The sequence below is a fragment of the Pseudomonas sp. LBUM1676 genome (genome assembly GCF_059695605.1).
In genome coordinates this window covers 1,389,888-1,413,522 of the sequence record NZ_CP166777.1, presented here as the reverse complement: position 1 = coordinate 1,413,522, position 23,635 = coordinate 1,389,888, and the positions used below count along the sequence as shown (strand labels likewise).

22 protein-coding genes, 4 tRNA genes and 1 pseudogene are annotated in these 23,635 nt (G+C 61.1%); 7 read left to right on the top strand and 20 right to left on the bottom strand.

The window, feature by feature from the left end:
• Window positions 1–15 precede the first annotated feature (15 nt).
• Complete coding sequence (gene rne / locus ACA041_RS06515) at window positions 16–3,300, top strand: ribonuclease E (protein ID WP_497440384.1); 3,285 nt, start codon at window positions 16–18, stop codon at window positions 3,298–3,300.
• A gap of 201 nt (window positions 3,301–3,501) precedes the next feature.
• On the opposite strand, the gene ACA041_RS06510 is transcribed toward rne, so the two are convergent.
• From ACA041_RS06510 to ACA041_RS06460, 11 genes and pseudogenes are all read right to left on the bottom strand, one after another.
• A complete protein-coding gene (locus tag ACA041_RS06510) occupies window positions 3,502–4,092 on the bottom strand; it encodes a nucleotidyltransferase family protein (RefSeq protein WP_497440383.1) in 591 nt (196 codons plus the stop codon).
• Window positions 4,089–5,072, bottom strand: coding sequence for an XdhC family protein (locus tag ACA041_RS06505; RefSeq protein WP_497440382.1), 984 nt, complete (start codon window positions 5,070–5,072; stop codon window positions 4,089–4,091). The genes ACA041_RS06510 and ACA041_RS06505 overlap by 4 nt, the downstream gene beginning before the upstream one ends.
• 50 nt (window positions 5,073–5,122) lie before the next feature.
• A pseudogene (locus ACA041_RS06500) lies at window positions 5,123–5,194 on the bottom strand ((2Fe-2S)-binding protein); the annotation flags it as partial.
• Window positions 5,195–5,434: 240 nt separating this feature from the next.
• Entirely contained in the window at window positions 5,435–6,454 is a 1,020-nt protein-coding gene (murB, locus tag ACA041_RS06495; RefSeq protein ID WP_497440381.1) for a UDP-N-acetylmuramate dehydrogenase, read from the bottom strand.
• On the bottom strand, window positions 6,451–6,915 hold the full coding sequence (locus tag ACA041_RS06490; RefSeq protein WP_497440380.1) for a low molecular weight protein-tyrosine-phosphatase: 465 nt from the start codon (window positions 6,913–6,915) through the stop codon (window positions 6,451–6,453). Before ACA041_RS06490 ends, murB begins: the two co-directional genes overlap by 4 nt.
• Complete coding sequence (gene kdsB, locus ACA041_RS06485) at window positions 6,915–7,679, bottom strand: 3-deoxy-manno-octulosonate cytidylyltransferase (RefSeq protein ID WP_497440379.1); 765 nt, start codon at window positions 7,677–7,679, stop codon at window positions 6,915–6,917. The genes ACA041_RS06490 and kdsB overlap by 1 nt, the downstream gene beginning before the upstream one ends.
• Entirely contained in the window at window positions 7,676–7,861 is a 186-nt protein-coding gene (locus ACA041_RS06480) for a Trm112 family protein (protein WP_007945752.1), read from the bottom strand. The genes kdsB and ACA041_RS06480 overlap by 4 nt, the downstream gene beginning before the upstream one ends.
• A 24-nt stretch (window positions 7,862–7,885) precedes the next feature.
• Complete coding sequence (lpxK, locus tag ACA041_RS06475) at window positions 7,886–8,896, bottom strand: tetraacyldisaccharide 4'-kinase (RefSeq protein WP_497440378.1); 1,011 nt, start codon at window positions 8,894–8,896, stop codon at window positions 7,886–7,888.
• Entirely contained in the window at window positions 8,896–9,327 is a 432-nt protein-coding gene (gene pocB / locus ACA041_RS06470; RefSeq protein WP_497440377.1) for a flagellar polar localization protein PocB, read from the bottom strand. The genes lpxK and pocB overlap by 1 nt, the downstream gene beginning before the upstream one ends.
• Window positions 9,324–9,962: a flagellar polar localization protein PocA gene (gene pocA / locus ACA041_RS06465; protein ID WP_497440376.1), complete on the bottom strand. Its 639-nt coding sequence runs from the start codon at window positions 9,960–9,962 to the stop codon at window positions 9,324–9,326. Before pocA ends, pocB begins: the two co-directional genes overlap by 4 nt.
• A 98-nt stretch (window positions 9,963–10,060) precedes the next feature.
• The gene (locus ACA041_RS06460) at window positions 10,061–12,283 is read right to left on the bottom strand and encodes a DNA internalization-related competence protein ComEC/Rec2 (RefSeq protein ID WP_497440375.1); all 2,223 of its coding nucleotides are present in this window, start codon (window positions 12,281–12,283) and stop codon (window positions 10,061–10,063) included.
• A 136-nt stretch (window positions 12,284–12,419) separates the two neighbouring features.
• Between ACA041_RS06460 and ACA041_RS06455 the strand changes: the two genes are divergently transcribed.
• The gene (locus ACA041_RS06455; protein WP_497440374.1) at window positions 12,420–12,938 is read left to right on the top strand and encodes a DUF2062 domain-containing protein; all 519 of its coding nucleotides are present in this window, start codon (window positions 12,420–12,422) and stop codon (window positions 12,936–12,938) included.
• Window positions 12,939–13,038: 100 nt separating this feature from the next.
• Here the strand turns inward: ACA041_RS06455 and ACA041_RS06450 are convergent, their stop codons facing one another.
• The 4 genes from ACA041_RS06450 to ACA041_RS06435 form a co-directional block, all read right to left on the bottom strand.
• Window positions 13,039–13,818 carry an ABC transporter permease gene (locus ACA041_RS06450; RefSeq protein WP_497440373.1) on the bottom strand — a complete coding sequence of 260 codons (780 nt, stop codon included), beginning with the start codon at window positions 13,816–13,818 and terminating at the stop codon, window positions 13,039–13,041.
• Window positions 13,815–14,747: an ABC transporter ATP-binding protein gene (locus ACA041_RS06445; protein ID WP_497440372.1), complete on the bottom strand. Its 933-nt coding sequence runs from the start codon at window positions 14,745–14,747 to the stop codon at window positions 13,815–13,817. Before ACA041_RS06445 ends, ACA041_RS06450 begins: the two co-directional genes overlap by 4 nt.
• Before the next feature lie 133 nt (window positions 14,748–14,880).
• Entirely contained in the window at window positions 14,881–15,504 is a 624-nt protein-coding gene (locus ACA041_RS06440; RefSeq protein WP_497440371.1) for a glutathione S-transferase family protein, read from the bottom strand.
• Between the two features lie 43 nt (window positions 15,505–15,547).
• Complete coding sequence (locus ACA041_RS06435; protein WP_497440370.1) at window positions 15,548–16,207, bottom strand: transglutaminase-like domain-containing protein; 660 nt, start codon at window positions 16,205–16,207, stop codon at window positions 15,548–15,550.
• Between the two features lie 249 nt (window positions 16,208–16,456).
• On the opposite strand from ACA041_RS06435, the gene ACA041_RS06430 reads away from it, so the two are divergent.
• Window positions 16,457–18,904, top strand: coding sequence for an acyl-CoA dehydrogenase (locus ACA041_RS06430; protein WP_497440369.1), 2,448 nt, complete (start codon window positions 16,457–16,459; stop codon window positions 18,902–18,904).
• Between the two features lie 74 nt (window positions 18,905–18,978).
• Entirely contained in the window at window positions 18,979–19,386 is a 408-nt protein-coding gene (locus ACA041_RS06425; protein ID WP_027924016.1) for a PA2817 family protein, read from the top strand.
• 187 nt (window positions 19,387–19,573) lie between these two features.
• Here ACA041_RS06425 and ACA041_RS06420 read toward each other — a convergent pair whose 3' ends face one another.
• Window positions 19,574–20,572, bottom strand: coding sequence for a LysR family transcriptional regulator (locus tag ACA041_RS06420; protein WP_497440368.1), 999 nt, complete (start codon window positions 20,570–20,572; stop codon window positions 19,574–19,576).
• 89 nt (window positions 20,573–20,661) lie between these two features.
• Here ACA041_RS06420 and ACA041_RS06415 point away from each other — a divergent pair, with 89 nt between their 5' ends.
• From ACA041_RS06415 to ACA041_RS06405, 3 genes are all read left to right on the top strand, one after another.
• Window positions 20,662–21,288, top strand: a complete 627-nt coding sequence (locus ACA041_RS06415; RefSeq protein ID WP_497440367.1) for an alanyl-tRNA editing protein — start codon at window positions 20,662–20,664, stop codon at window positions 21,286–21,288.
• 93 nt (window positions 21,289–21,381) lie between these two features.
• Window positions 21,382–22,152, top strand: coding sequence for a 2OG-Fe(II) oxygenase (locus tag ACA041_RS06410; protein ID WP_497440366.1), 771 nt, complete (start codon window positions 21,382–21,384; stop codon window positions 22,150–22,152).
• A 1-nt stretch (window position 22,153) separates the two neighbouring features.
• The gene (locus ACA041_RS06405) at window positions 22,154–22,792 is read left to right on the top strand and encodes a LysE family translocator (protein ID WP_497440365.1); all 639 of its coding nucleotides are present in this window, start codon (window positions 22,154–22,156) and stop codon (window positions 22,790–22,792) included.
• Between the two features lie 114 nt (window positions 22,793–22,906).
• On the opposite strand, the gene ACA041_RS06400 is transcribed toward ACA041_RS06405, so the two are convergent.
• The 4 genes from ACA041_RS06400 to ACA041_RS06385 all read right to left on the bottom strand — a co-directional run bounded on the left by ACA041_RS06400 (window position 22,907) and on the right by ACA041_RS06385 (window position 23,319).
• Window positions 22,907–22,982, bottom strand: a tRNA-Gly gene (locus tag ACA041_RS06400).
• Window positions 22,983–22,985: 3 nt separating this feature from the next.
• A tRNA-Glu gene (locus ACA041_RS06395) sits at window positions 22,986–23,061 on the bottom strand.
• A 104-nt stretch (window positions 23,062–23,165) separates the two neighbouring features.
• Window positions 23,166–23,241, bottom strand: a tRNA-Gly gene (locus tag ACA041_RS06390).
• Window positions 23,242–23,243: 2 nt separating this feature from the next.
• Window positions 23,244–23,319: transfer RNA gene (locus ACA041_RS06385), tRNA-Glu, on the bottom strand.
• Between the last annotated feature and the right edge of the window lie 316 nt (window positions 23,320–23,635).

Here is a 23,635-nt window from a genome sequence, read left to right as displayed (position 1 = left end):
AACCGACGGTACTACATGAAAAGAATGCTGATTAACGCAACCCAACCCGAAGAGTTGCGTGTTGCACTGGTAGATGGCCAGCGCCTCTACGACCTGGACATCGAATCCGGTGCACGCGAGCAAAAAAAGGCCAACATCTATAAAGGCCGGATTACTCGCATCGAACCAAGCCTCGAGGCTGCCTTTGTCGATTTCGGCTCTGAGCGCCACGGCTTCCTGCCCCTCAAAGAAATCTCCCGCGAATACTTCAAGAAAGCCCCCGAAGGCCGCGTCAACATCAAGGACGTCCTGAGCGAAGGCCAGGAAGTCATCGTTCAGGTCGAAAAAGAAGAACGTGGCAACAAGGGCGCCGCCCTGACCACCTTCATCAGCCTGGCCGGTCGTTACCTGGTGCTGATGCCGAACAACCCGCGTGCCGGCGGTATCTCCCGTCGCATCGAAGGTGAAGAGCGCAACGAACTGCGTGAAGCCCTGAACGGTCTGGTTGCCCCGGCCGACATGGGTCTGATCGTTCGTACTGCCGGCCTTGGTCGCAGCAGCGAAGAAATGCAGTGGGACCTCGATTACCTGCTGCAACTCTGGACCGCCATCAAAGAAGCTTCGCTGGATCGTTCCGCGCCGTTCCTGATCTACCAGGAAAGCAACGTGATCATCCGCGCCATCCGCGATTACCTGCGCCAGGACATCGGCGAAGTGCTGATCGACAGTGTTGAAGCCCAGGACGAAGCCCTGACCTTCATCCGCCAGGTCATGCCGCAGTACGCCAGCAAGATCAAGCTGTACGAAGACAGCGTGCCGCTGTTCAACCGCTTCCAGATCGAGAGCCAGATCGAGACCGCCTTCCAGCGCGTCGTCGAATTGCCTTCCGGCGGTTCCATCGTCATCGATCCGACCGAAGCCCTGGTGTCCATCGACATCAACTCGGCGCGCGCCACCAAAGGCAGCGACATCGAAGAAACCGCACTGCAGACCAACCTTGAAGCCGCCGAAGAAATCGCCCGTCAGTTGCGCTTGCGCGACATCGGCGGCCTGATCGTCATTGACTTCATCGACATGACCCCTGCCAAGAACCAGCGCGCCGTGGAAGAGAAAGTCCGCGAATGCCTGGAAGCCGACCGTGCTCGCGTGCAAGTCGGTCGGATCTCGCGCTTCGGCCTGCTGGAAATGTCCCGTCAACGCCTGCGTCCATCCCTGGGCGAAAGCAGCGGCATCGTCTGCCCGCGTTGCAACGGCACCGGCATCATCCGTGACGTCGAATCGCTGTCGCTGGCGATCCTGCGCCTGATCGAAGAAGAAGCCCTGAAAGACCGCACCGCCGAAGTTCGTGCACAAGTACCGATCCCGGTTGCTGCGTTCCTGCTCAACGAAAAACGCAACTCGATCACCAAGATCGAACTGCGCACCCGTGCCCGCATCGTCATTCTGCCGAACGATCACCTCGAAACGCCGCACTTCGAAGTTCAGCGTCTGCGCGATGACAGCCCGGAAGCCGCGGTCGGCCAGTCCAGCTACGAAATCGCGGCTGCCGCTGCCGAAGTCGAAGAAGTCCAGCCAGCCGCCGCGACCCGCACCCTGGTTCGCCAGGAAGCCGCTGTGAAGACTGCACCCGCCCGCGCCAATGCTCCGGTTCCGGTCGAAGTCGTCGCTGCCGCCCCGGTGGCTCCACCGCCCGCCGCGCCAGAGCCAAGCCTGTTCAAAGGCCTGGTGAAGTCGCTGGTCAGCCTGTTCGCGACCAAGCAAGAGCCAGCCGCTCCGGTTGTGGTTGAAAAGCCGACGGCCACCGAGCGTCCTGCCCGCAACGAAGAGCGGCGCAACGGTCGTCAGCAAAGCCGCAACCGTAACGGCCGTCGCGACGAAGAACGCAAGCCTCGCGAGGAACGTGCACCGCGTGAAGAACGCGCCCCCCGTGAGCCACGCGAAGAGCGTCAACCACGCGAAGCCCGTGAAGAAACTCCGGCCATCGTCGCTCGCGAAGAACGCGCTCCACGTGAAGAACGCGCACCGCGCGCACCTCGTGAAGAACGTGCACCGCGCGCTCCTCGTGAAGAGCGCAAGCCACGTGGCGATCGTGAAGAACGGGTTCGTGAACTGCGTGAGCCGCTGGATGCCACCGCTCCAGCTGCCGCCGCTGCTGCTACCGCTACCGCTGAAGAGCGTCCAGCTCGCCAGCCACGCGAAGAACGCGCTCCACGCCCACCGCGTGAAGAACGTCAACCACGTGCCGAGCAAGCCGCTGCTGCCGTGACCGAAGAAGAAGAGCTGACCGGCAACGAAGAGCAACTGCAGGAAGACGGTCAGGAGAGCGCCGAAGGCGATCGTCCACGCCGCCGCTCCCGTGGCCAGCGTCGTCGCAGCAACCGTCGTGAGCGTCAACGCGATGCCAACGGCAACGTGATCGAAGGTTCGGACGAGTCCGACTCCGCCGACGGCGAAGCCAGCGAAACCCGTGAAGCCCCAAGCGCTGCCGATCTGGCCGCCGGCCTGGCTGTTACCGCAGCCGTTGCCAGCAGCGTGATCAGCGCTCCGGCCGAGGCACAAGCCAACGAGCAAGCCGAACGCGCCACTGCCGCCACCCGGGAAACTGCTGCGGTGGAAGCCCCAGTCGTTGAAGCGACCACGCCAGTCGAAGTGACCGCCTCGCCGGAAATCGAAGTGGCCCCGGTTCGTGAAGCACAGCCTGAAGTTGAAGCTGTGGCCGAGCCGACTGTAGTTGCCGAAGCGCCAGCCGTGGCTGCGCAGCCGGCTGCTGAAACGGTCACCGAAACCGTGACAGACACCATTCGTGAAGTTCGCGAAGAGCAGACTGCGTTCAACTGGGTTGCCGAGCCTGCCGCCGCCGAAGTGCCAGAAGCTGAAGCCATGGTTTCCGAACCCGTGGTGGCTGCTGCCGAACCTGCACCAGTAGTTGAAGCTGCACCAGTAGTTGAAGCTGCACCGGCAGTCGAAGCTGCGGCACCGGTTGTCGCCGAAGTGGCTGCACCTGAAGTCGAAGCAGCGCCTGTCAGCGCCCTGACGCCAAGCGGCCGTGCGCCTAACGACCCGCGTGAAGTGCGTCGTCGCAAGCGTGAAGCCGAGCGTCTGCAGAAGGAAGCCGAACTGGCTGCCGCTGCTGCACCGGCCGTGGTCGAAGCGGCACCGGTTGTGGCTGAAGTGGTCGAGGCGGCTCCTGCCCCGGCTGCTGAAGTCGCCGCCGAGCCGGTTGACTCCGCGATCAACGAAGCGCCGCGCTCCGTTCAGGAAGCGGTTGAGCAACGCGAACAAGCCCTGGAAAAAGAGCACGAGCCTAAACCTCTCGTCTGATTCCAGCGGCCATTGAAAAGCCCCGCCCGGTGAACCCGGGCGGGGCTTTTTTTATGTCATTGAATATCACCGAGATCCAATGTGGGAGCGAGCTTGCTCCGGGCGGCGTTCCGACGATGGCGGCTTAACATTCGATATCGATGCAAACTGATCCACCGCTATCGCGAGCAAGCTCGCTCCCACAGGGGATCTGCACCAAGGTTATTTGAAGACTAACGCCTCAGGCACATCCACATCCCACAACACCCCAGGATCATCCACCGCCACCTCGACCATTCTTGCCTGGGCAAACAACGGCTTGGCCCCATGATCCCCCGACAACGCCATCAAACCCGGCCCAAATGTTCGCCCAAACCCCACCGGATGCCCATACGCTCCGTCCTGCACCGGCACACAGACAGCATCGTCGGCAATCCCCGCCACCACCCGCTCAATACTCGACGGCAGGACAAACGGCATATCCCCCAGCACTATCAACCAGCCACCAAGCTGCGGACACGCCGCCACCCCGGCCGCAATGCTATCGCCCATGCCGGTGGATTCGACCAGCACAATCTCGCAACCATAAGCCTGGGCCATGCGAATCACTTGCGGGCGGTCTGCGGTCGTCACCAGGACGCGCTTCACCGGACTGGCCGGCAAACTCACCAGCACCTGTTCGATCACCGAATGAACTGCGCCATCACGCCCGGTACAGTCGGCCAACAACTTGTCCTTCCCGGCACCCGCCACCTCTCGGAAACGGATGCCCTGCCCCGCCGCCAACACGATCACGCCGATGGGTTCGCTCATACTTCCTCCTGCAACGGCTTCTTCTGCTTCAGCGCGACACCGTTCTTGATCGCGACAATTTCGGCCAGCAGCGACAAGGCGATTTCCGCCGGAGTATGGCTGCCGATGTGCAAACCGACCGGGCCGTGCAGCCGCTCGATGGCCTGATCCGACAAGCCTAGCTGAGCCAGGTTGTCCCGGCGCTTGCGGCTGTTGACCCGGGAACCCAGGGCACCGACATAAAAGGCCTTGGAGTCCAGGGCCGTGAGCAGCGCCATGTCATCCAGCCTAGGATCGTGGGTCAGGGCTACGATGGCAGTGCGATCATCGGTCTGGATGTTCAGCACCGCTTCGTCGGGCATACCCGACACGAAGCGCCCGTGCTGTTCTTCCCAGCCGTAGACGAACTCGGTGCGTGGGTCGCAGATCAGCACTTCGAAATCCAGCAACCGCGCCATCTCGGCGACGTAACGGGACAATTGTCCCGCGCCGATCAACAACAACCGCCAACGCGGACCGTAGATGGCGCGCAAGGTCTTGCCGTCAAACGACAGCGCATCGGTCTTGCTAGCCGGTTGCAAGACCACTTCCCCGGTCTCGATATCCAGCTGCCGCGCGACGATTTCGTGGGCCTCGCAGCGTGTCAGCAACTCGGCTACCCAGCCCGGATCGCCGACTCGCTCCTCGGTCAGACGCAGCGTGCCACCGCAGGGCAAGCCGAAACGCGCGGCTTCCTCGCGGGTGACCCCGTAAGTGATCAGCTGTATTGGCGGCCCATCGGCCGGAATCCGACCGTCGTGCAGCCGGGCAATCAGATCGTCCTCGACACAACCACCCGACACCGAGCCAATCACCATTCCGTCTTCACGCAAGGCCAGCATGGCGCCAGGTGCCCGGGGCGCACTGCCCCAGGTCTGGACCACGCTGTACAACACCACTCGCTGACCGGCGCGACGCCACTGCAACACGCTGCGCAAAACATTCAGATCGACGCTGTCCATCAAATCTCGGCCTTCTGCCAACCCTGCAACGGATAACGCACCGGCAGGCTTGCCCGGAGCAACGGCATACTCTCGGTGACATCGAGTTGATGGTCGTGACCATTGAGTTTCAGGGTAATCATGGGCACGCCCGCATAGTTTTGGTGTATGGGATCGAGCAATCTGCTGCGGGCAGGTTTCGCGGTTCGCATCATGCAGATCGACTCAGGCTAATGGGCTCTGCCGACGGCAGCCTCTGCATCGGGCCTTTGGTGGAGCAAATGCTTGCATCGTCAGGTGGCCAAGTTAACCCGGCATTAACAAAAAAGCCCTGCACAGTTGAAGGTGTGCAGGGCTTTGAAATCATCCATTGAAGCTTAGCCTCAATAACGATTGGGCTCCATTTCCAGGTCGACGTGAAAACGTTCCGAAATGTCTTTCTGGATGCGCTGCGCCAGGTTCAGCAGTTGCAGGCCGGTGGCATTGCCGTAGTTGACCAGCACCAGCGCCTGCAATTTATGCACGCCGGCGTCGGCGTCGCGAAAACCTTTCCATCCCGCCCGCTCGATCAGCCAGCCCGCCGCCAGCTTCATTTGCCCGTCGGGTTGCGCATAGGCCACCAGGTCCGGGAATTCAACCTTCAACTGTGCCACTAGGGCGGCGGGCACCAACGGGTTCTTGAAGAAGCTGCCGGCATTGCCGAGCACCGCCGGGTCTGGAAGCTTTTCGTTGCGGATGCTGCAGATCGCCTGGCTGACATCGCTGGCGGTCGGCTGATCGATGCCCTGCTCGGTCAGACGCTGGCGCACCGGGCCGTATTCCAGGTGCAGGTGCGCGGCGCGGTCCAGGAGGAAACGAACCCGCAGGATCAACCAACGCCCCGGCTGTTGCTTGAACAGGCTGTCGCGGTAAGCGAAATTGCATTCGGCCAGGGTGAAGTCCCGCAGTTCGCCGGTGTCGCGATCAAGGGCGGTGAGACCTGCGAATACGTCCTTGATTTCCACGCCATAGGCACCGATGTTCTGCATCGGCGCTGCACCCACGGTGCCGGGAATCAGGCTGAGGTTCTCCAGCCCCGACAATCCCTGGGCCAGGGTGTGCTGCACGAACGGATGCCAGGGTTCGCCGGCCTCGGCTTCGATCACGACCTTGCTGCCATCGTCGCTGCGGATGCGAATCCCGCGCGTGGCCATGCGCAGCACCAACGACTGGATATCGGCGGTCAGCAGCAGGTTGCTGCCACCGCCAATCACCAGCAATGGCACTTCATGTTGCGCCGCATAGGCCAGGGCTTCACGCACGTCGGCGTCGCTGTGGGCCTCGGCGAACAACCGGGCCTGGACGTCCACCCCGAAGGTATTGAACGGTTTCAGCGAAACCCCGGGCTGCACCTGCAAACTCATAACCGCCCCTTCAATTCGATCACCAGCCTGTCGCTTGCGCGTTCGATCAGGTCCAGCACCTGTTCGAAGCCCTGGTCACCGTCGTAGTACGGGTCCGGCACTTCATCGACCGGCGACTGGTAACGACGCAGGAACAGGTCCAGCTCGGCCTTGCCCTTGGCCGGTTGCAGGGCCTTGAGGTGGCGCAGGTTGCTGTTGTCCATCGCCAGGATCAGGTCGTAGCTGGCGAAATCGGCACGGCTCACTTGTTGGGCTCGCTGGGCAGACAAGTCGTAGCCGCGCAACTTGGCCGCGGCCTGGCTGCGTTTGTCCGGGGCCTTGCCGACGTGCCAGTCGCCCGTGCCGGCGGAGGCGACTTCGATGTGCCCGGCCAGCCCCGCTTCGCGCAGTTTGTGCCGCAGCACCCCTTCCGCCGTGGGAGAACGACAGATATTGCCCAGGCAGACGAACAGAACCCGCATCAGGCCTCCAGCAGGCGACGAACGCGCTCGAGGTCTTCGACGGTGTCGACGCCAGTAGGCGGAGCGATCAGCGCATCGGCGACGTGGATCCGCACGCCGTGCCACAGGGCCCGCAGTTGCTCCAGGGATTCGGTGTTTTCCAGCCAGCACGGGCCCCAGCTGACGAAGTCATGCAGGAAACCGGCGCGGTAGGCATAAATGCCGATGTGGCGACGATACGGCACGCCTTCCGGGAGCTCTTCGCGATTGTTGGCGAAGGCATCACGAGCCCATGGCAAGGTCGCGCGACTAAAGGTCAGCGCCAAGCCGTTGAGGTCGCTGACGACCTTGACCACGTTGGGATTGAACAGGGTTTGCACATCCTCGATCGGCTCGGCCAGGGTGGCCATGCGCGCTTCGGTGTGGGCGGCCAGGTTGGCGGCGACCTGATCGATCACGCTCGGCGGGATCAGCGGTTCGTCACCCTGGACATTGACCACGATCGCGTCGGGTGCCAGGCCCAGTTTCGCGGCGACTTCGGCCAGGCGATCAGTACCGGAGTTGTGGTCTTCACGGGTCAGCACCACTTCGGCTCCAAAGCCCTTGCAGGCCTCGACAATGCGCGAGTCGTCAGTGGCGACCACCACACGCTGGGCACTGCTTTTGCTGGCCTGTTCCCAGACGTGCTGGATCATCGGCTTGCCGGCGATCATCAGCAACGGCTTGCCCGGCAAGCGGGTCGAGGCGTAACGCGACGGGATGACAACGGTAAAGGCTGTGGTCATTTATCCAGGCGCTCGTCGGTGGTCAGGGTGCGGGCTTCGGTTTCGAGCATCACCGGGATGCCATCACGAATCGGGTAAGCCAGACCTGCGCCCTTGCTGATCAGCTCGGTCTTGTCGGCGCTGAGCTTGAGCGGGCCTTTGCAGACCGGGCAAGCGAGGATATCGAGCAATTTGGTGTCCATGAGCATTCCCTGGATAAAAACGGATTAAGGCAAAAGACGAGCCGGCAACAGGCGCATCAGCTGCGTATCGAACCAGGCCACGAAGGCCGGCGATGGCGCAGCATCGACCGCCAGGTACCACCAATCGGCGGCGGCGAAGGCACGGCACTTCACCGCGTCCTTTTCCGTCATCACCAATGGCAATGACGGCGTGAAATTCAAGGCCTGGACGCTGTATTCGGCGTGGTCGGCAAACGGATGCGGGACTGGCTGCCAGTGTAGCGTTTCGAGGGTCGTGAAGAAACGCCGGGGATTGCCGATCCCGGCCACCGCGTGCAGGGCCTGGCCCGCAGGAAAGTGGTCGAGGGGGCGACGTTCGCCGCTTTGCAGATTGACCAGCGCGGTGGGTTGCAGCTGGAACGCAAAACCACCATCGCGATCGCCAGCGGCGCCGTTGTAGAGCACCGCGTCGACGCTTTGCAGGCGCTCGACCGGCTCGCGCAACGGGCCGGCCGGCAGGCAGCGTTTATTGCCCAGGCCTCGGGCGGCATCGATCAGCACCAGTTCCAGGTCGCGGGCCAGGTGATAATGCTGCAGGCCGTCGTCGGACAGGATCAGGTCCAGCGGCTCGCTCGCCAACAAGGCTTTGACCGCACGGCTGCGGTCCGGGTCGATCATCAACGGCACGCCGCTGCGCTGGACGATCAACAACGGCTCATCCCCGGCGATTTCGGCGCCCTGCCCGGCCTCGACCCGCCACGGCAGGTGCGGCGGTTTGGCGCCGTATCCGCGACTGACCACGCCAACGCGCAAACCGCTGCGCTGGCAGTGCTGGATCATCCACAGGATCAAGGGCGTCTTGCCGGTGCCGCCGACAGTGATGTTACCGACCACGATCAGTGGCACCGGCGGCTGGTAGATCTCGCCCTCTCCCGCCAGAAAGCGCTTGCGCTTGTTCATGACCACGCGCCGGTACAACCACTCCAGCGGCTGCAACAGCTTCAGGGCCGGATGCCCCTGGTACCACGCGGCAAGCAAGCGATCGGACATGGCCATCAGGGCGCGGGCGGCGCCGCTTCGACGGTGGTCATGCGCAGGTGACTGAAGCCGAGTTTGCCGGCGGCGTCCATGGCGGTGATGACAGCCTGGTGCTGGGTCTTGCCGTCGGCGCTGATGGACAGCGGCAGGTTGGTGTCACCGCTGGATTCTTTTTGCAGCGCGTCCATCAGGGTCGCCAGGTCGTTCTTCGGCAGTACCTGGTTGTTCAGCGAGAACACCCCTTCGGCACTGATGGCAACATCCAGATGCTTGGCCTGCTGATCATCGGCTGGCGCGCCGCTGACCGCTTCCGGCAGATCGACGCGCAACTGGGTTTCACGGGTGAAAGTGGTGGTCACCACGAAAAAAAGCAGCAGGATAAACACCACGTCGATCAGCGACGCGAGGTTGATGTCCACATTCTCCCGTTGCTTGCGGCGGAATTTCACGCTTTTTTGCCCTCGGACAGGTCCACGTCACGGTCACCCTGCACAACCTCGACCAGCTTGATCGCTTCCTGCTCCATGCCCACCACCAGCTCATCGATCCGGCGTTGCAGGAAGCGGTGAAAGAACACCGCCGGGATACCGACCATCAGGCCCGCGGCCGTGGTAATCAGGGCTTTGGAGATACCACCGGCCAGCACGGCGGCGTTGGTGGCCATGCCCGAGCCCATGAACGCACTGAAAATGTCGATCATGCCCAGCACCGTACCGAGCAAGCCCAGCAATGGGGCCATGGCGGCAATGGTGCCCAAGGCATTGATGTAGCGCTCTAGTTCGTGGATGACCCGCGCGGCGGCCTCCTCGATGCACTCTTTCATGATCTCGCGACCATGCCTGGAATTGGCCAGGCCGGCCGCCAGGATCTCGCCCAACGGCGAGTTGGCGCGCAGCTCCTTGAGCTTCTCTTTATTGAGTTGCTTGTCCTTGATCCAGACCCAGACCTGCCCGAGCAGGTGCTCCGGGGTCACGCGGCTGGCGCGCAGGGTCCAGAGACGCTCGGCGACGATCGCCATGGCCGCGATGGAACTCAGAATGATCGGCAGCATCATCCAGCCGCCGGATTTGACCAATTCCCACACAGTGACAGTCCCCTCGAAAAAGTGCGCCACTCTAACATAGGGGGTGGGCGCACCGAAGACCGGGATGTCACATCCGGTCGGGGTTCGTTGACTTGCGATCAGGGTGCAGGCCGCCAGAAACGCCGTTCCTGGCGCATCGCCCACGCCGGCTTGAACTGTCCCAGTTGCAGACGGATGGCACCCTGTTCGGCGCTGTCATGGATCGCCATGCCACGCTGTCGATAACGCGCGATCACCGTGGGATGGGGATGACCGAAGGAATTGCCCTGGCCGCGGGAGATCAGCGCCGCCGCGGGTTGCAACGCGGCCAGCAGCGCCGGCGAAGATGAACTGCGACTGCCATGATGCGGCGACTGCAACCAATCGGTGGTCACCGCCAGGGGACTGGCGAGCAAGGCTCGCTCGGCCGCGGTGTCGATGTCACCCGTCAGCAGCAGTCGCTCGCCGTTGGCTTCGATCTGCAGCACGCAGGATTTGGGATTGCTTTCGCGGGCCGCGGCCCATTGCCAGAGCTCGAACTTCACACCGTCCCAGCTCCATTGCCGACCGCTTTCGCAGGCCTCGGCGTGCAGTTCGGTCGGCAACTCCATGGGCTCGCCACTGACTACGCGCTTCACCGCCAACCCCTTGGTCACGGCCCGCGCCCCGCCGGCGTGATCGGCATGGGCGTGGCTGATCAGCATCAGGTCGACGGCGTTCACGCCCAGCTTGTGCAGCGTCGGCAGGACCACGCGCTCGCCGAGGTCGTTATCCCCGAAACGCGGCCCGGCGTCATACAACAGCGTGTGATGACGGGTGCGAACCAGGATGGCCAGCCCTTGGCCGACGTCCAGTTGCCAGATTTCGGCCGTGCCCTGCGGCAGCAGTTGCCGGGGTGGAAAGACCAGCAACAGCAGCAGCGGCCAACCCAACAGGCGAACAGGCACTCCTCGAGGCATTAACAGAAGCAAGGCACCGAGTGCGCCCAAGCCCCCTATCCACAACGGCACCGCCGCGGGCATCCACGCGGGGAAACGCCCGGCCATCAGTGCCAGGCCCTGAAACAATAGGTCGATCAAGCCACCCGACACCCACAGCAGCCCTTCGCCGACATAAGGAACGGGCAACAGCAGTGTCCCCAGCAAGGCTGGCGGCAGCACCACCAGACTGATCCAGGGCACGGCCAGCAGATTGACCAGCGGCCCGCTGAGACTGATCGGCAGTCCCAGTACCAGCAATATCGGGCCCAGGCCGATCGCGATCAGCCACTGGGCGCGGGTCCAGGACTGCCACCAGCGCCAGGGTCCCAAGCGGCCGCCGAAAATCAAGATCAACACCGCTACCGCGGCGAAAGACAACCAGAACCCCGGTTGCAGACTCGCCAGCGGGTCCAGCAGCAAAACGCCGTTGAGCGCCAGCAACAGCGGCCACCAGGCACCCAGGTGTCGAAAGCGCAGCCGCCACAACAGCACCAGGCCGATCATCAGGCAGGCCCGTCGCACCGGCACGTCGAACCCGGCCAGCAACCCATAACCGAGCGCTGCGCCAAAGGCCAGAGCGCAGGCCCATGGCAGCCAGGCCAAACGGCTCGGCCACAGACCATACCGGGCCAGGCCGGCGACCAGCAGGTAGACCAACCCCGCCAGCAAGCCGATGTGCTGCCCGGATATCACCAGCAAATGCACCGTGCCGGTGTCTTGCAACACCTGCCAATCCTCGCGACTGAGCCCGGCACCATCCCCCAGCACCAAGGCCATCAACGCCCCCGTTCGTCCCTGAGCATCCACGGCCTGCAAACGCTGGCGGATGCCATCGCGCCAGGCCCAGCGGGCCTCCTTGAGACGCACGCCATCCTTGACCGTCCCGGTGGCGCCGATGCGTTGCGCCAGCAGCCAGGCGTCGTAATCGAAGGCATGGGGATTGAGCAACCCGGCAGGACGCTTCAATTTCACCGCCAGGCGCCAGTGTTCGCCGCTGTTAACCGGCGGCCCGCCATACCAGGCCAGGCGCAACAATGTCGGGATCTTCTCCCGTCGCGAGCGGGCGTCCGCCAATTCGAAACGCACGACCGCCTCACCGTTCTGCGGCAATCCCACCACCCGCCCTTCCACCCAACGGGTTTCGCCATCCAGATTGACGGGCAGGCGATCATCCAGCGCCCCCTGCGCATTCGCGCACGCCCAACTGAAACCGAACAGGAAAAATGCCAATGGATACGTCCTGAACGGCAGCAGCATCAAACCCGCTACCGGCAACAACAGCCACAACCAGACCGGCGGTAGTACCGGTAAAAAACGCAGGGTCAGCAGACCCAGCGCCAGCGCCGTCATCCCTGTGCGCATAAGCCCGTCCTTGAGAGTTCCCTCCCTAGGCATAGCCGGCTTATGGCACGACCGCGGTTATCAATTGTCACAAAGTCTGAATGGGCGGTTCATGGAATCCAGACATACTTGCCGCCTTAACCGACCGAGAAGCCTTATGCCCCGGCGCTTATTTAAACGTTACATGCCTGACCCGACGAGCATCAGGGAACACAAATCCTTACGCTTTCTAGGCACCCTGCTGCATGACCCGAACCTCTGGCACCTCAACCGACACTCCGTCGCCCGGGCCATGGCGGTGGGTCTGTTCGCGGCTTTTCTGCCGATTCCGTTGCAGATGCTGGTGGCCGCCATCCTCGCCATCATCGTGCGCGGCAACATGCCGATCGCCGTCAGCCTGGTCTGGCTGACCAACCCGATCACCATGCCGGCGGTGTTTTTCTGTACTTACCAGACCGGTGCCTGGTTGATGGACGTCCCTGCCCGTCATTTGCCGGATGAACTGACCTGGGAGTGGATCAGCGGCCAACTCTCGACGTTGTGGCAGCCGTTTTTGCTGGGATCGGTGGTGGTCGGGCTGGTACTCGGAGGCCTGGCTTACTGTCTGGTGATGATGTATTGGCGCTGGTGGGTGAGTCGGCAGTGGGCGCGGCGCAAGAAAAAACGGATGCAGTGAATGCAAAACGGCCTCCCTTTTTGGGGAGGCCGTTTTTTTGTGGTGGCTGGGCTGACGCCTTCACCGGCAAGCCGGCGAATGCAGACGACTCGGTCGCTCGTCAGGTACGCATCCCGCGCCCACTCACCAGCAGCCGCGCACAACCGATATACAACACCACAGTCGCCACCAGCATGAAGGTAATCGCCACGCTGATCCGGATATCCGAAACACCCAGAATCCCGTAACGGAAAGCGTTGACCATGTGCAGCACCGGGTTGGCCAGTGACACGGTCTGCCAGAACGGCGGCAGCAAGCTGATCGAGTAGAACACCCCGCCCAGGTACGTCAGTGGAGTCAGCACGAAAGTCGGGATAATCGAAATGTCATCGAAATTGCGCGCAAACACCGCGTTGATAAAGCCCAATAAAGAGAAAATCGTCGCGGTCAGCACCACCACCAGAATGGTCACCCCCAGGTGATGCACCTGCAACTGGGTGAAGAACAGCGACAGCAGCGTCACGATGACCCCGACCATCAACCCGCGCAACACGCCACCCAGGGTATAGCCGATCAGGATCGTATGCGGCGACACCGGCGACACCATCAATTCCTCGATGGAACGCTGGAATTTGCTGCCGAAGAAACTCGAGACCACGTTGCCGTAGGAGTTGGTGATCACCGACATCATGATCAGCCCCGGCACGATGTACTCCATGTAGGTGAAGCCACCCATGTCGCCGATTTGCCGACCGATCAGGTTGCCGAAGATAACGAAGTACAGAACCATGGTGATGGCCGGCGGCAGCAAGGTCTGCGGCCAGATCCGGGTGAAGCGTTTGACCTCACGGTAAACGATGGTATTGAGGGCGACGAGGTTGGGTTGCAGCTCGGAATTCATACCGCCACCTTCGACAGATTCTTCTCCACCAAGGACACGAACAACTCCTCGAGACGATTGGTTTTGTTACGCAGGCTCAGCACTTCGATGTTCTGCTGCGCCAACTGGGTAAACAGCGCCGTAATGCCCATGGACTTGTCTACCTGGACTTCCAGGGTGTGACTGTCGAGCAACCTGGTGGCGTAACCGAGCAACTGTGGCGCCACTTTCAGATCGTTTTTCATGTCGAGCAGGAAGGTTTCAACATGCAGTTGGCCGAGCAACTGTTTCATGCTGGTGTTCTCGACAATGGTGCCGTGGTCGATGATGCCGATGTGGCGGCACAACTGCTCAGCCTCTTCCAGGTAGTGGGTGGTGAGGATGATGGTGATGCCTTTTTTGTTCAGCTCGGTGAGGAAGGTCCACATCGAGCGACGCAGTTCGATATCCACACCCGCCGTTGGTTCGTCGAGGATCAGCAGGCGCGGCTCGTGAACCAGCGCACGGGCGATCATCAGCCGCCGCTTCATGCCGCCGGACAGCGAACGGGACGGCGTATCACGCTTGTCCCACAAGCCCAGCTGGGTCAGGTATTGCTCGGCGCGTTCCTTGGCGATTTTCGGCGGGATGCCGTAGTAACCGGCCTGGGTCACGACGATGTCGAAGGTCTTTTCGAACTGGTTGAAGTTGAATTCCTGCGGCACCACGCCTATGGAGCGCTTGAGCTGCGCAGGGTTCTTGTCCAGGTCGTTGCCGAAGATATTCACCGTGCCGCTGGTCTTGTTCACCAGGGTCGAGAGAATGCCGATGGTCGTGGATTTGCCGGCGCCGTTAGGGCCGAGCAAGGCGAAAAAGTCACCTTCGGCGACGTCCAGATCGATACCACTCAAGGCCTGGAAACCGTTGCCGTAGGTTTTGGTTAGCTGCCGGATGGACAGAGCGGAACTCATATCGGATTTACGCACCAGGAAGGGAAGAAAGGAACAGATAAGGGCGGGCGGCGAGCAATGCAACCGCGGCGCATGAGCGCAATGGTGCTTGTCGCCGCCACACAAGTACAGTCAAGTGTGTCGATAGTAAGTATTAAGTCAACGCGGTCATGACGGCTTTCTTATACGCCGGACGCTGTTTGAGCCGTGCATACCAGGCTTGAAGATGAGGTTGTGGCGCGCGCTCGATCGGCATCTCGAACCAGGCATAAATGAAACTGCCGAGGGGAATGTCGCCCATGCCGATTTCATCGCCCGAGAGGTACGGTTGGCTCGCCAGCGCTTGATCGGCCATCGACAGCAGATCGTCACATTCCTTGATCGCAGCCTTGATGGCGGGCCAGTCCTGCTTGTCTTCGGGGGTGCGCAATACGCCCCAGAACACGGTGCGGAACGGGCCGGCAAAACTTGAAGTGGTCCAGTCCATCCACTTGTCGGCAGCCGCTCGGGCTTGCGGGTTCTCCGGGTACCAGGCAGTGCCGCTGGCATGGCGAGCCATCAGGTAACGCACGATGGCATTGGATTCCCACAGCACGAAACCGTCGTCTTCAATCACCGGTACACGGCCGTTGGGATTCATCGCACGATACTGCGGCGTATCGACGACACCAAAGGCGCCACCGGCATCGATGGCTTCATAGGCCAGGCCCAGTTCCTCGGCGGCCCATAAAGGTTTTCTGACATTCGACGAATTTTTCCGACCCCAGATCTTCAGCATGACCGCCTCTTTATGGATGGATGCGCAGGCAGCATACGCCGGATCAGGCGCGACTCAAATCGCTCTGCATATCCCCCAGCAGCATCGGCAGTTGTTCGCTGAACAAGTGCGGGTAGCACTTTTCCAGGTGCTCGAAAAAGAACGTTTGCGGCACGTCGGCAAACTGGCCGTGATCGATCAGGTACTCCATCAACTGTTCGCCATCGCGATTGAAGGGGTGGAAAACACTGTCGTTGATCCCGTCGAATTCCAGCGGCGCGACATTGAACAATTCGCACAAGCCCAGATTGAATGCCGGCGTGGCCTTGACCCAGCGCCCGTTCAGGTACAGCTCGGTATAACCGTGCATGGCGAACACGTCGCTCTTGAGCAATTCGAGCAGGCGCGGTGTCGACAAATGATTGCGCACATCCGCCAGGCCTATACGGGCGGGAATCGCGCAATGCCGGGCCGCACCCGCCAGCAATGTAGCTTTGGGCACGCAGTAACTCTCCCCCGCCGCCAGCGCATGACTGCCGCACAAGGTTTGCGGGTCACGACTGAAGGTATAAGGGTTGTAGCGCACGGCCTCGCGCACGGCGTAGTAGAGATTGATCGCCTGCTTGAGCGGGTCGCGACTGGCGCCACGATGTTTTTCGGCGAACTCCACCACCGACGGGTGGTCACTATCGATGAAGCGGCCGGGATTCAGATACTCGTGCATGAGAACAATCTCCTGGGGAAGCCACGAGTCTAGCGACAGGTTAAGCACAGAGATAACGACGTTTCGGCCAAACATGAGCGCATTGTCGCTCGCTCAATGAATGATTTTTCACGGCCTGTCGCCCATCGGTCCTACAAAATCCATCACTGTTTCCCACGAATTCAATCACATCGCTCTGACCACCCTGTTTTACGGATGCCGTCTAAGCTCTGAAGGCTGGTTTTGCCCTGGTTTCACGGAGGATTAAATATGCTGCTGTTGTGGATACTGGTTCTGGTTGTCGGAATAGCTTATCTGGCTCACCGCCGCATCGCCCCGCTGCCCGCCGTGGGCATCGTGGCTGTCTACCTGTTGGCGATGGGCATTTTCAGCCGTGCACCGGGTGGGTTGCTGCTGATTTTCTGGGTGTTGCTCGCCGCCACGGCAGCCCCGCTATTGCTACCCGACCTGCGTCGCAAATATTTCAGTGCGCCGATGTTCAGCTGGTTCCAGAAAACCCTGCCGCCCATGTCGCAAACCGAACGCGATGCCATTGACGCCGGCACGGTGTGGTGGGACGGCGAACTGTTCAGCGGTCGTCCGGACTGGGACAAACTGCTGTCCTACCCCAAAGTGCAACTGAGCGAAGAGGAGCAGGCCTTTATTGACGGCCCGACCGAAGAACTCTGCGCCATGGTCAGCGACTGGCAGGTCGGGCAAGACATGGACCTGCCGCCCGAAGCCTGGGCCCATATCAAGGAAAACGGCTTCTTCGCCCTGATCATTCCCAAGGAATTCGGCGGCAAGGGCTTCTCTGCCTACGCTCACTCCCAGGTCGCCATGAAGCTGGCGACCCGTAGCGGCGACCTCGCGTCCACCGTGATGGTCCCCAACTCCCTCGGCCCCGCGGAGCTGTTGCTGCATTACGGCACCGACGAGCAACGCAACCATTACCTGCCTCGACTGGCACGGGGCGACGACATCCCCTGCTTCGCATTGACCGGGCCACTGGCCGGTTCCGACGCTGGCGCGATGCCCGACACCGGGGTGATTTGCAAAGGGCAGTGGGAAGGCCAGGAAACCCTCGGCCTGCGCCTGAACTGGGAAAAGCGCTACATCACCCTGGGTCCGGTCGCTACCCTGCTCGGCCTGGCGTTCAAGGCCTACGATCCGGACCATCTGTTGGGTGACCAGGAAGACCTGGGCATCAGCCTGGCATTGATCCCGACCGACACCGCCGGCGTCGAGATCGGCCGCCGTCACCTGCCCTTGGGCGCTTCGTTCATGAACGGCCCGAACTCGGGCAAGGATGTGTTTATCCCCCTGGACTTCCTCATCGGCGGCCAGGAAATGCTCGGCAAAGGCTGGATGATGCTGATGAACTGCCTGTCGGTCGGGCGTTCGATTTCCCTGCCTGCGGTCGGTACCGGCGCGGCCAAATTCACCAGTTTGGTGACGGGCCAATATGCGCAGATTCGTGAGCAGTTCAACGTGCCGCTCGCGGCCTTCGAAGGTATTCAGGAAGCCCTGGCGCGCATCGGTGGCAACGCGTGGATGATGGACGCGGCGCGGATGCTGACCGCCAACGCAGTGGACCTCGGTGAAAAACCCTCGGTGCTGTCGGCGATTCTCAAGTATCACCTCACCGAACGCGGCCGCGAGTGCATCAGCCACGCCATGGACGTGCACGGCGGCAAGGCGATCATCATGGGGCCGAACAATTACCTGGGGCGCAGCTGGAATGGCGCGCCGATCTTCATCACTGTGGAAGGCGCGAACATTCTCTCGCGCAACCTGATGATTTTCGGCCAGGGCGCGATTCGCTGCCATCCTTTCGTGCTCAAGGAAATGGCACTGGCCGGCCGCGAAGACAAGGACCAGGCACTCACCGAGTTCGATGGCCTGCTGCTCAAGCACATCGGTTTCGCCGTGGGCAACGCTGCCAGCACCCTGGTGCTCAATCTCGGCTTCGGACATTTCGAACGCGCGCCGGGCAACGCGCTCAGCCAGGGTTACTTCCGTGCCCTCAATCGCCAGGCGGCCGCGTTTGCCCTGCTCGCCGACCTGAGCATGATGTTGCTGGGCGGTGAACTGAAACGCCGCGAACGCCTGTCGGCTCGCCTGGGGGACGTACTCAGCAACATGTACCTCGCCTCCGCCGCGCTCAAGCGTTACCACGACCTCGATTCACCGGACCATATGGCACCGCTGTTTACCTGGGCCATGGAAGAAAGCCTGGGGCAGTCGGAGCGTGCACTCGATGAACTCCTGAGCAACTTCCCGAACAAGGTGCTGGGTTGTCTGCTGCGGGTGATCGTATTCCCGTTTGGTCGTCGCCACAAAGGCCCCTCGGACAAGCTCGGTGCAGAAGTAGCGGCGGTGATTGGCCGGGCCAAGGGCGATCCGACACTCGAAGAATTGCTCGGTGGTTGCTACCGTCCGCAATCGGCCGATGACGCTGTCGGCGCTCTGCAACACGCCTGTAATCTGTTGAACGCAGCGCAACCCTTGCAGAAAAAACTGCATGTCTCGCTCAAAAGCGGGCAGGTCGACCCGGCACCCGGCGAACATGCCATCGATGCCGCGCTGGAAGCGGGCGTATTGCAGCCAGGGGAAGCGCAAACCCTGCGTGATGCCGAAGCAGCGCGACGCAAGGTGATCGATGTCGATGATTTCGCCAAAGAGGAGCTGGCGCTGGCCAAAGGAAAGGTCCGCTGATCCCGTCCACCATGTAAAAATGGGCGCGGGCGCTTTATACTCCCGCGCCCGTTTTGCTCTTGAGGACTTATCTCGTGTCCAATGTCGTTGCCGATCATCTTGTCTTGCTCGACCACCTGCGCAGTATCCTGGTCGCCGTAGGTGAGGCCGAACAGGTTCCCGAAGAAAGCCATGCCTTGTTCCTGGAGCGCTTCGACGAACTGCGCGCATTGCTGCCGGTCGATCCGATCGAAAGCCAATACCTGGGTCAGGACATTCTGTGCCAGGTGATCACCCGCTACCCGCAAATCGCCCACCTGGTCCCGCGCGACTTGCTGTGGTACTTCGCCGGTGACTGTCTGCATTACATGCCCGACGATGAGATCGACTTGTACCAGGCGCTGGAAGAGCGTCGTTTCGAAGCAGAACAGAACGACGAACCGTTCGACTGGAACCAGGAAAAACAGCTGCTGGCGATGTCGAACGACGACAGCAAGCACTGATCCACTTTCAGAAACAGAAAAGGCCCGCATGCATGCGGGCCTTTTTTATGGCATTGCCAAGTAAATACGGTGTTGTGGCGGACGTAATCGCGAGCAAGCTCGCTCCCACAGGGGATCTCCAGTGATTACAAAATTTGCATCTAATACAGATCAATTGTGGGAGTGAGCTTGCTCGCGATGAGGCCAGTCAGAGCAATCCATCACTCTCGGGCAACTCATACTCCGTCGCAACCTTGCCCGACGCACTCGGCTTGCCCGGCTTACTCAGGGTCGGCTCCTTCTCCAGGCACTCCACCAGATAGTCGATAAACACCCGCAGCTTCGGCGGCAGATAACGGGTCGGCGAATGCAGGAGCCAGGCGCCACCGTGATACGACGCCAGGAACGTCCAGTCCGGCAGCACCTGCACGATCAATCCCTGCTCCAGCGCATAACGTGCGGTGAAGTACGGCAGGCTGCCGATCCCGATGTGCTGCAGCACTGCGCCCAATCGCACACCGGTGTGATTGGCCGCATAACGTCCACGCACGCCTACGGTCACGGCTTTGCTGCCTTTCTTGAATTTCCACCGCGCATCGCTCGGGGTTTCGCCCAGGTAGATGCAACTGTGATCGAGCAAGTCGTGGGGATGGCTCGGTACGCCGTGTTCGGCCAGGTACTGCGGCGTGGCGCAGAGCATATGGTCGATGGTCAACAGTTGCCGTCCCACCAGCCCGGCGGGTGGTCGATCGGTGATACGAATCGCCAGGTCGACCTTGTCGTCGATCAAGTCCACCTGACGGTCCTCGAGCAACAACTCCACATCGACTTTTGGATAACGCCGCAAAAATTCGGGCATATGCGGATGAATCACGAATCGCCCCACCGCTTTTGGCACGCTGACGCGCACCAGCCCCTCCGCTTCATGGGTGAACTGGCCGCTGATTTCCATGACCGACTTGGCCGCACTGACCATTTCCTGGCAGCGCTTTAACACTTCCTCGCCACCGTCGCTTAGGCGCAGTTTACGGGTGGTTCGTTGCAGTAACCGGGTGGCGAGCGCCTTCTCCAGACGCGAGATGCTGCGACTGATTGCCGAGGGCGAAGACCCCAGCTGGCGAGCCGCCTCGGAGAAACTGCCGGTCTCGACGACCTTGACGAAAATTGCCATTTCCCCGAGCAGCGGCAGTGGAAGATTTATGCTCACAGCGCAACAGTCCTTTGATGTTTGAACGGATTATCACGTAAATCACCGCTCCATATAATAAAAATAGAACTTTAATAAGGTCATCGACCATGACGCTACGCCTCTTTTTCCATAGCGATGATCTCAAGGCCAACGTGGAAGTCCTGGATTGCACGCCCTGCGAACACGAATTCGCCGTGGTGCTGCGCGCCACGCTGTTTCATCCCCAGGGCGGCGGACAGCCCTTCGACACTGGCTGGATCGGTGAAAGCCAAGTGCTGCGCGTGGTTCAGGATCCGGACCGGATCATCCACTTCGTCGATCGTCCGGTAAAACCCGGCATGACCCCGATCAGGGTCGACGAGCAGCGTCGCCAGTTCAATACACGCATGCATTCCGCCGGTCATCTGATCGGTCACTTTGTTCAGGCCATGGGCTGGATGCCGATCAAGGCGCATCACTGGCCCGGCGAAGGGCGTGTGCAGTTCAAACCGGCAGAGTCGGCAGAAGAGGTTGATGCCGAGACTATTGAGCACGGCATCGCGCAATGGGTCGCCCACGACCTGCCGCGCCTGACGTCGTTGCGCGAGGGTGCCAGGGAAATCGGTTTCGGTGAATTACCCGCCTACGGTTGCGGCGGCACCCATGTACGTAGCCTGAAGGATCTGGGCATGGTCTCGATCGCTGCGGTTTCGCAGAAGAAAGGAACGCTGTCGGTTCACTACACCGTGGACTGAGCATTTTCGAAAGGACGAGGCCGGTCATTGCTTGACGCCGGGGGAGCCCGCATCCGCAGGTTCCGTTGCCTCTCTGTTAGATGGACCTGAACCATGATGCTTGACGTCGAGCGTCTCGATGAGACGTGCATAAAAAAACTGGCCAACGAAGAAGTCCTCGCCATCCGCCTCAAGGGCTGGCTGCCCCGATCGCTGGCGATTCAGATTGGCGACAAGATTCTCGCCCCCGGCTTCGAAGGCTACATCAACGCGCCCAGCATCGGTCGCATCGGCATGGCGTTTTATGAAGCGGAAAACCAGCCGCTGCTGATCGAGGATTATTTCGCACGCGCCACCCGCAACATAGCGGAATTGCGCAACCGCTGTGCGCCCTACTCGTCCCCGGTCGACACGCTGCGCTGCATGCTCGACGAATCCTGGCCAGCGGGTGCGCATCTGGAAAATCTCTATGGGCGCAAGATGTACGTCGGGTTGTCCCGGGTTGTGAAACCGGGGGTGTGCTTTCTCGCCCATCACGACATTTTCGCCAAGGACGCTCCGGACAGTTACCAGGCCAGGAGCCTGGAAGCGCAGTTCGCCTGCAACGTTTACCTGAACATGCCGCCCGAGGGCGGCGCGCTGCAGATGTGGGACCACGATATTTCCCCGGACCAATTCGACGAAATGCGTGGCGACAGTTACGGCATCGACCCGGGTTTGCTCGGTGCTCCAACCCTGGAGATTCGTCCCGAGCCCGGCGACTTCATCATGTTCAACTCGCGCCGCATGCACTCGGTGACACCGGGTGTGGCCGACCCGCGCCTGAGCCTTTCTTTCTTTGTCGGCTATCGCGGCAATGCTTCACCCCTTACTTTCTGGAGTTGAGATGCTATCGAATTACCTGGGCGAGTTTCTGGCGCTGGCGACTATCCACTTCCTGGCCGTGGTCGCACCCGGACCGGACTTCGCGGTCACTATCCGTCAAAGCGTTCGTTTCGGCCGGTGGGTGGGGATCTGCACGGCGCTGGGCATCGGCGCGGGTATTTCCGTGCATGTGCTTTACACCTTGCTTGGGGTTGGCGCGCTGATGCACACGACGCCCTGGCTGTTGACGGTGGCCAAGGTGGTGGGCGGTGCCTACATTCTGTACCTCGGCGTCAGCCTGGTGCGCAGCCAACCCAAAACCGTGCTGGAAGGCGACAAAAGTGCAGACCAACCGGTGATCGAGCAAACGCTGCTGAAGGCGTTCACCACAGGTTTCCTGACCAATGCCACCAATCCCAAGGCCACGTTGTTCTTCCTGGCGATCTTCACCACCCTCATCAGCGCCACGACACCTCTGCAGATTCAGGCGCTGTATGGGATCTGGATGTGCTTCGTGAATGCATTGTGGTTCGTCATCGTCGCGCTGTTCTTTTCCAGCGCCCGGGTGCGGGTGCTGTTCATGCGCATGGGGCATTGGTTCGAGCGGACGATGGGGGTGATTCTGATTTTGTTCGCCGGGCGTTTGATTCTGTCGATGTAAAAAGCGCCGAACATGCAAAAGGCCCGCGCAGGTGACTGGCGGGCCCTTTTATTGTGGCGGAACAAATCGCGCACAAACAAAAACGCCGCTCAATGAGCGGCGTTTTTGTGAATTTGGAGCGGGAAACGAGACTCGAACTCGCGACCCCGACCTTGGCAAGGTCGTGCTCTACCAACTGAGCTATTCCCGCAAATGGCGTCCCCTAGGGGACTCGAACCCCTGTTACCGCCGTGAAAGGGCGGTGTCCTAGGCCACTAGACGAAGGGGACACGCTGCCCGGAACACATGGTGTGTGTTTCGGTGCCCAGAGCCGCATCCGAAGACTTGGTTCTGGTTTCACTCAGCCTTGCCCGAAAGCAACGCTGTTTAAAATTGGAGCGGGAAACGAGACTCGAACTCGCGACCCCGACCTTGGCAAGGTCGTGCTCTACCAACTGAGCTATTCCCGCATTGGCGTCCCCTAGGGGACTCGAACCCCTGTTACCGCCGTGAAAGGGCGGTGTCCTAGGCCACTAGACGAAGGGGACACACGTACAACATTCACTCCCTACCGCGTTTCGCTGTGTGCTTTACGCTGTAAGTGGCGCGCATTCTATGGATGGATTGAGAGGTCGTCAACCCCCATCTATAAATTTATTTAAATCAATGACTTCGCCCTGCTCAGGACCCCTATCCGGCTTTTCCGTTGCCCAGTGCCGACGTCTATATTCCGACGTCTGCCAAGGCGCTATAGTCCACCCGGCCCACCAATGATGGCAATATGCCACCTTCCTGACTATTACTTATATAAGCAGCGTTGCGGCCGATAACAGCTTAAGGATGTCCGATTCGTCCCGTCCAGCG

What these genes read in the sequence shown, in the direction of transcription:
- kdsB (WP_497440379.1), bottom strand. Translation starts at nt 7,679, where the DNA reads ATGACCACAGCCTTTACCGTTGTCATCCCGTCGCGTTACGCCTCGACC.
- ACA041_RS06450 (WP_497440373.1), bottom strand. Translation starts at nt 13,818, where the DNA reads ATGAATTCCGAGCTGCAACCCAACCTCGTCGCCCTCAATACCATCGTT.
- ACA041_RS06460 (WP_497440375.1), bottom strand. Translation starts at nt 12,283, where the DNA reads ATGCGCACAGGGATGACGGCGCTGGCGCTGGGTCTGCTGACCCTGCGT.
- ACA041_RS06505 (WP_497440382.1), bottom strand. Translation starts at nt 5,072, where the DNA reads ATGGACAGCGTCGATCTGAATGTTTTGCGCAGCGTGTTGCAGTGGCGT.
- ACA041_RS06405 (WP_497440365.1), top strand. Translation starts at nt 22,154, where the DNA reads ATGCTATCGAATTACCTGGGCGAGTTTCTGGCGCTGGCGACTATCCAC.
- ACA041_RS06490 (WP_497440380.1), bottom strand. Translation starts at nt 6,915, where the DNA reads ATGCGGGTTCTGTTCGTCTGCCTGGGCAATATCTGTCGTTCTCCCACG.
- rne (WP_497440384.1), top strand. Translation starts at nt 16, where the DNA reads ATGAAAAGAATGCTGATTAACGCAACCCAACCCGAAGAGTTGCGTGTT.
- ACA041_RS06510 (WP_497440383.1), bottom strand. Translation starts at nt 4,092, where the DNA reads ATGAGCGAACCCATCGGCGTGATCGTGTTGGCGGCGGGGCAGGGCATC.
- ACA041_RS06455 (WP_497440374.1), top strand. Translation starts at nt 12,420, where the DNA reads ATGCCCCGGCGCTTATTTAAACGTTACATGCCTGACCCGACGAGCATC.
- ACA041_RS06480 (WP_007945752.1), bottom strand. Translation starts at nt 7,861, where the DNA reads ATGGACACCAAATTGCTCGATATCCTCGCTTGCCCGGTCTGCAAAGGC.
- ACA041_RS06440 (WP_497440371.1), bottom strand. Translation starts at nt 15,504, where the DNA reads ATGCTGAAGATCTGGGGTCGGAAAAATTCGTCGAATGTCAGAAAACCT.
- ACA041_RS06430 (WP_497440369.1), top strand. Translation starts at nt 16,457, where the DNA reads ATGCTGCTGTTGTGGATACTGGTTCTGGTTGTCGGAATAGCTTATCTG.
- ACA041_RS06415 (WP_497440367.1), top strand. Translation starts at nt 20,662, where the DNA reads ATGACGCTACGCCTCTTTTTCCATAGCGATGATCTCAAGGCCAACGTG.
- lpxK (WP_497440378.1), bottom strand. Translation starts at nt 8,896, where the DNA reads ATGGCCATGTCCGATCGCTTGCTTGCCGCGTGGTACCAGGGGCATCCG.
- murB (WP_497440381.1), bottom strand. Translation starts at nt 6,454, where the DNA reads ATGAGTTTGCAGGTGCAGCCCGGGGTTTCGCTGAAACCGTTCAATACC.
- ACA041_RS06435 (WP_497440370.1), bottom strand. Translation starts at nt 16,207, where the DNA reads ATGCACGAGTATCTGAATCCCGGCCGCTTCATCGATAGTGACCACCCG.
- ACA041_RS06410 (WP_497440366.1), top strand. Translation starts at nt 21,382, where the DNA reads ATGATGCTTGACGTCGAGCGTCTCGATGAGACGTGCATAAAAAAACTG.
- ACA041_RS06445 (WP_497440372.1), bottom strand. Translation starts at nt 14,747, where the DNA reads ATGAGTTCCGCTCTGTCCATCCGGCAGCTAACCAAAACCTACGGCAAC.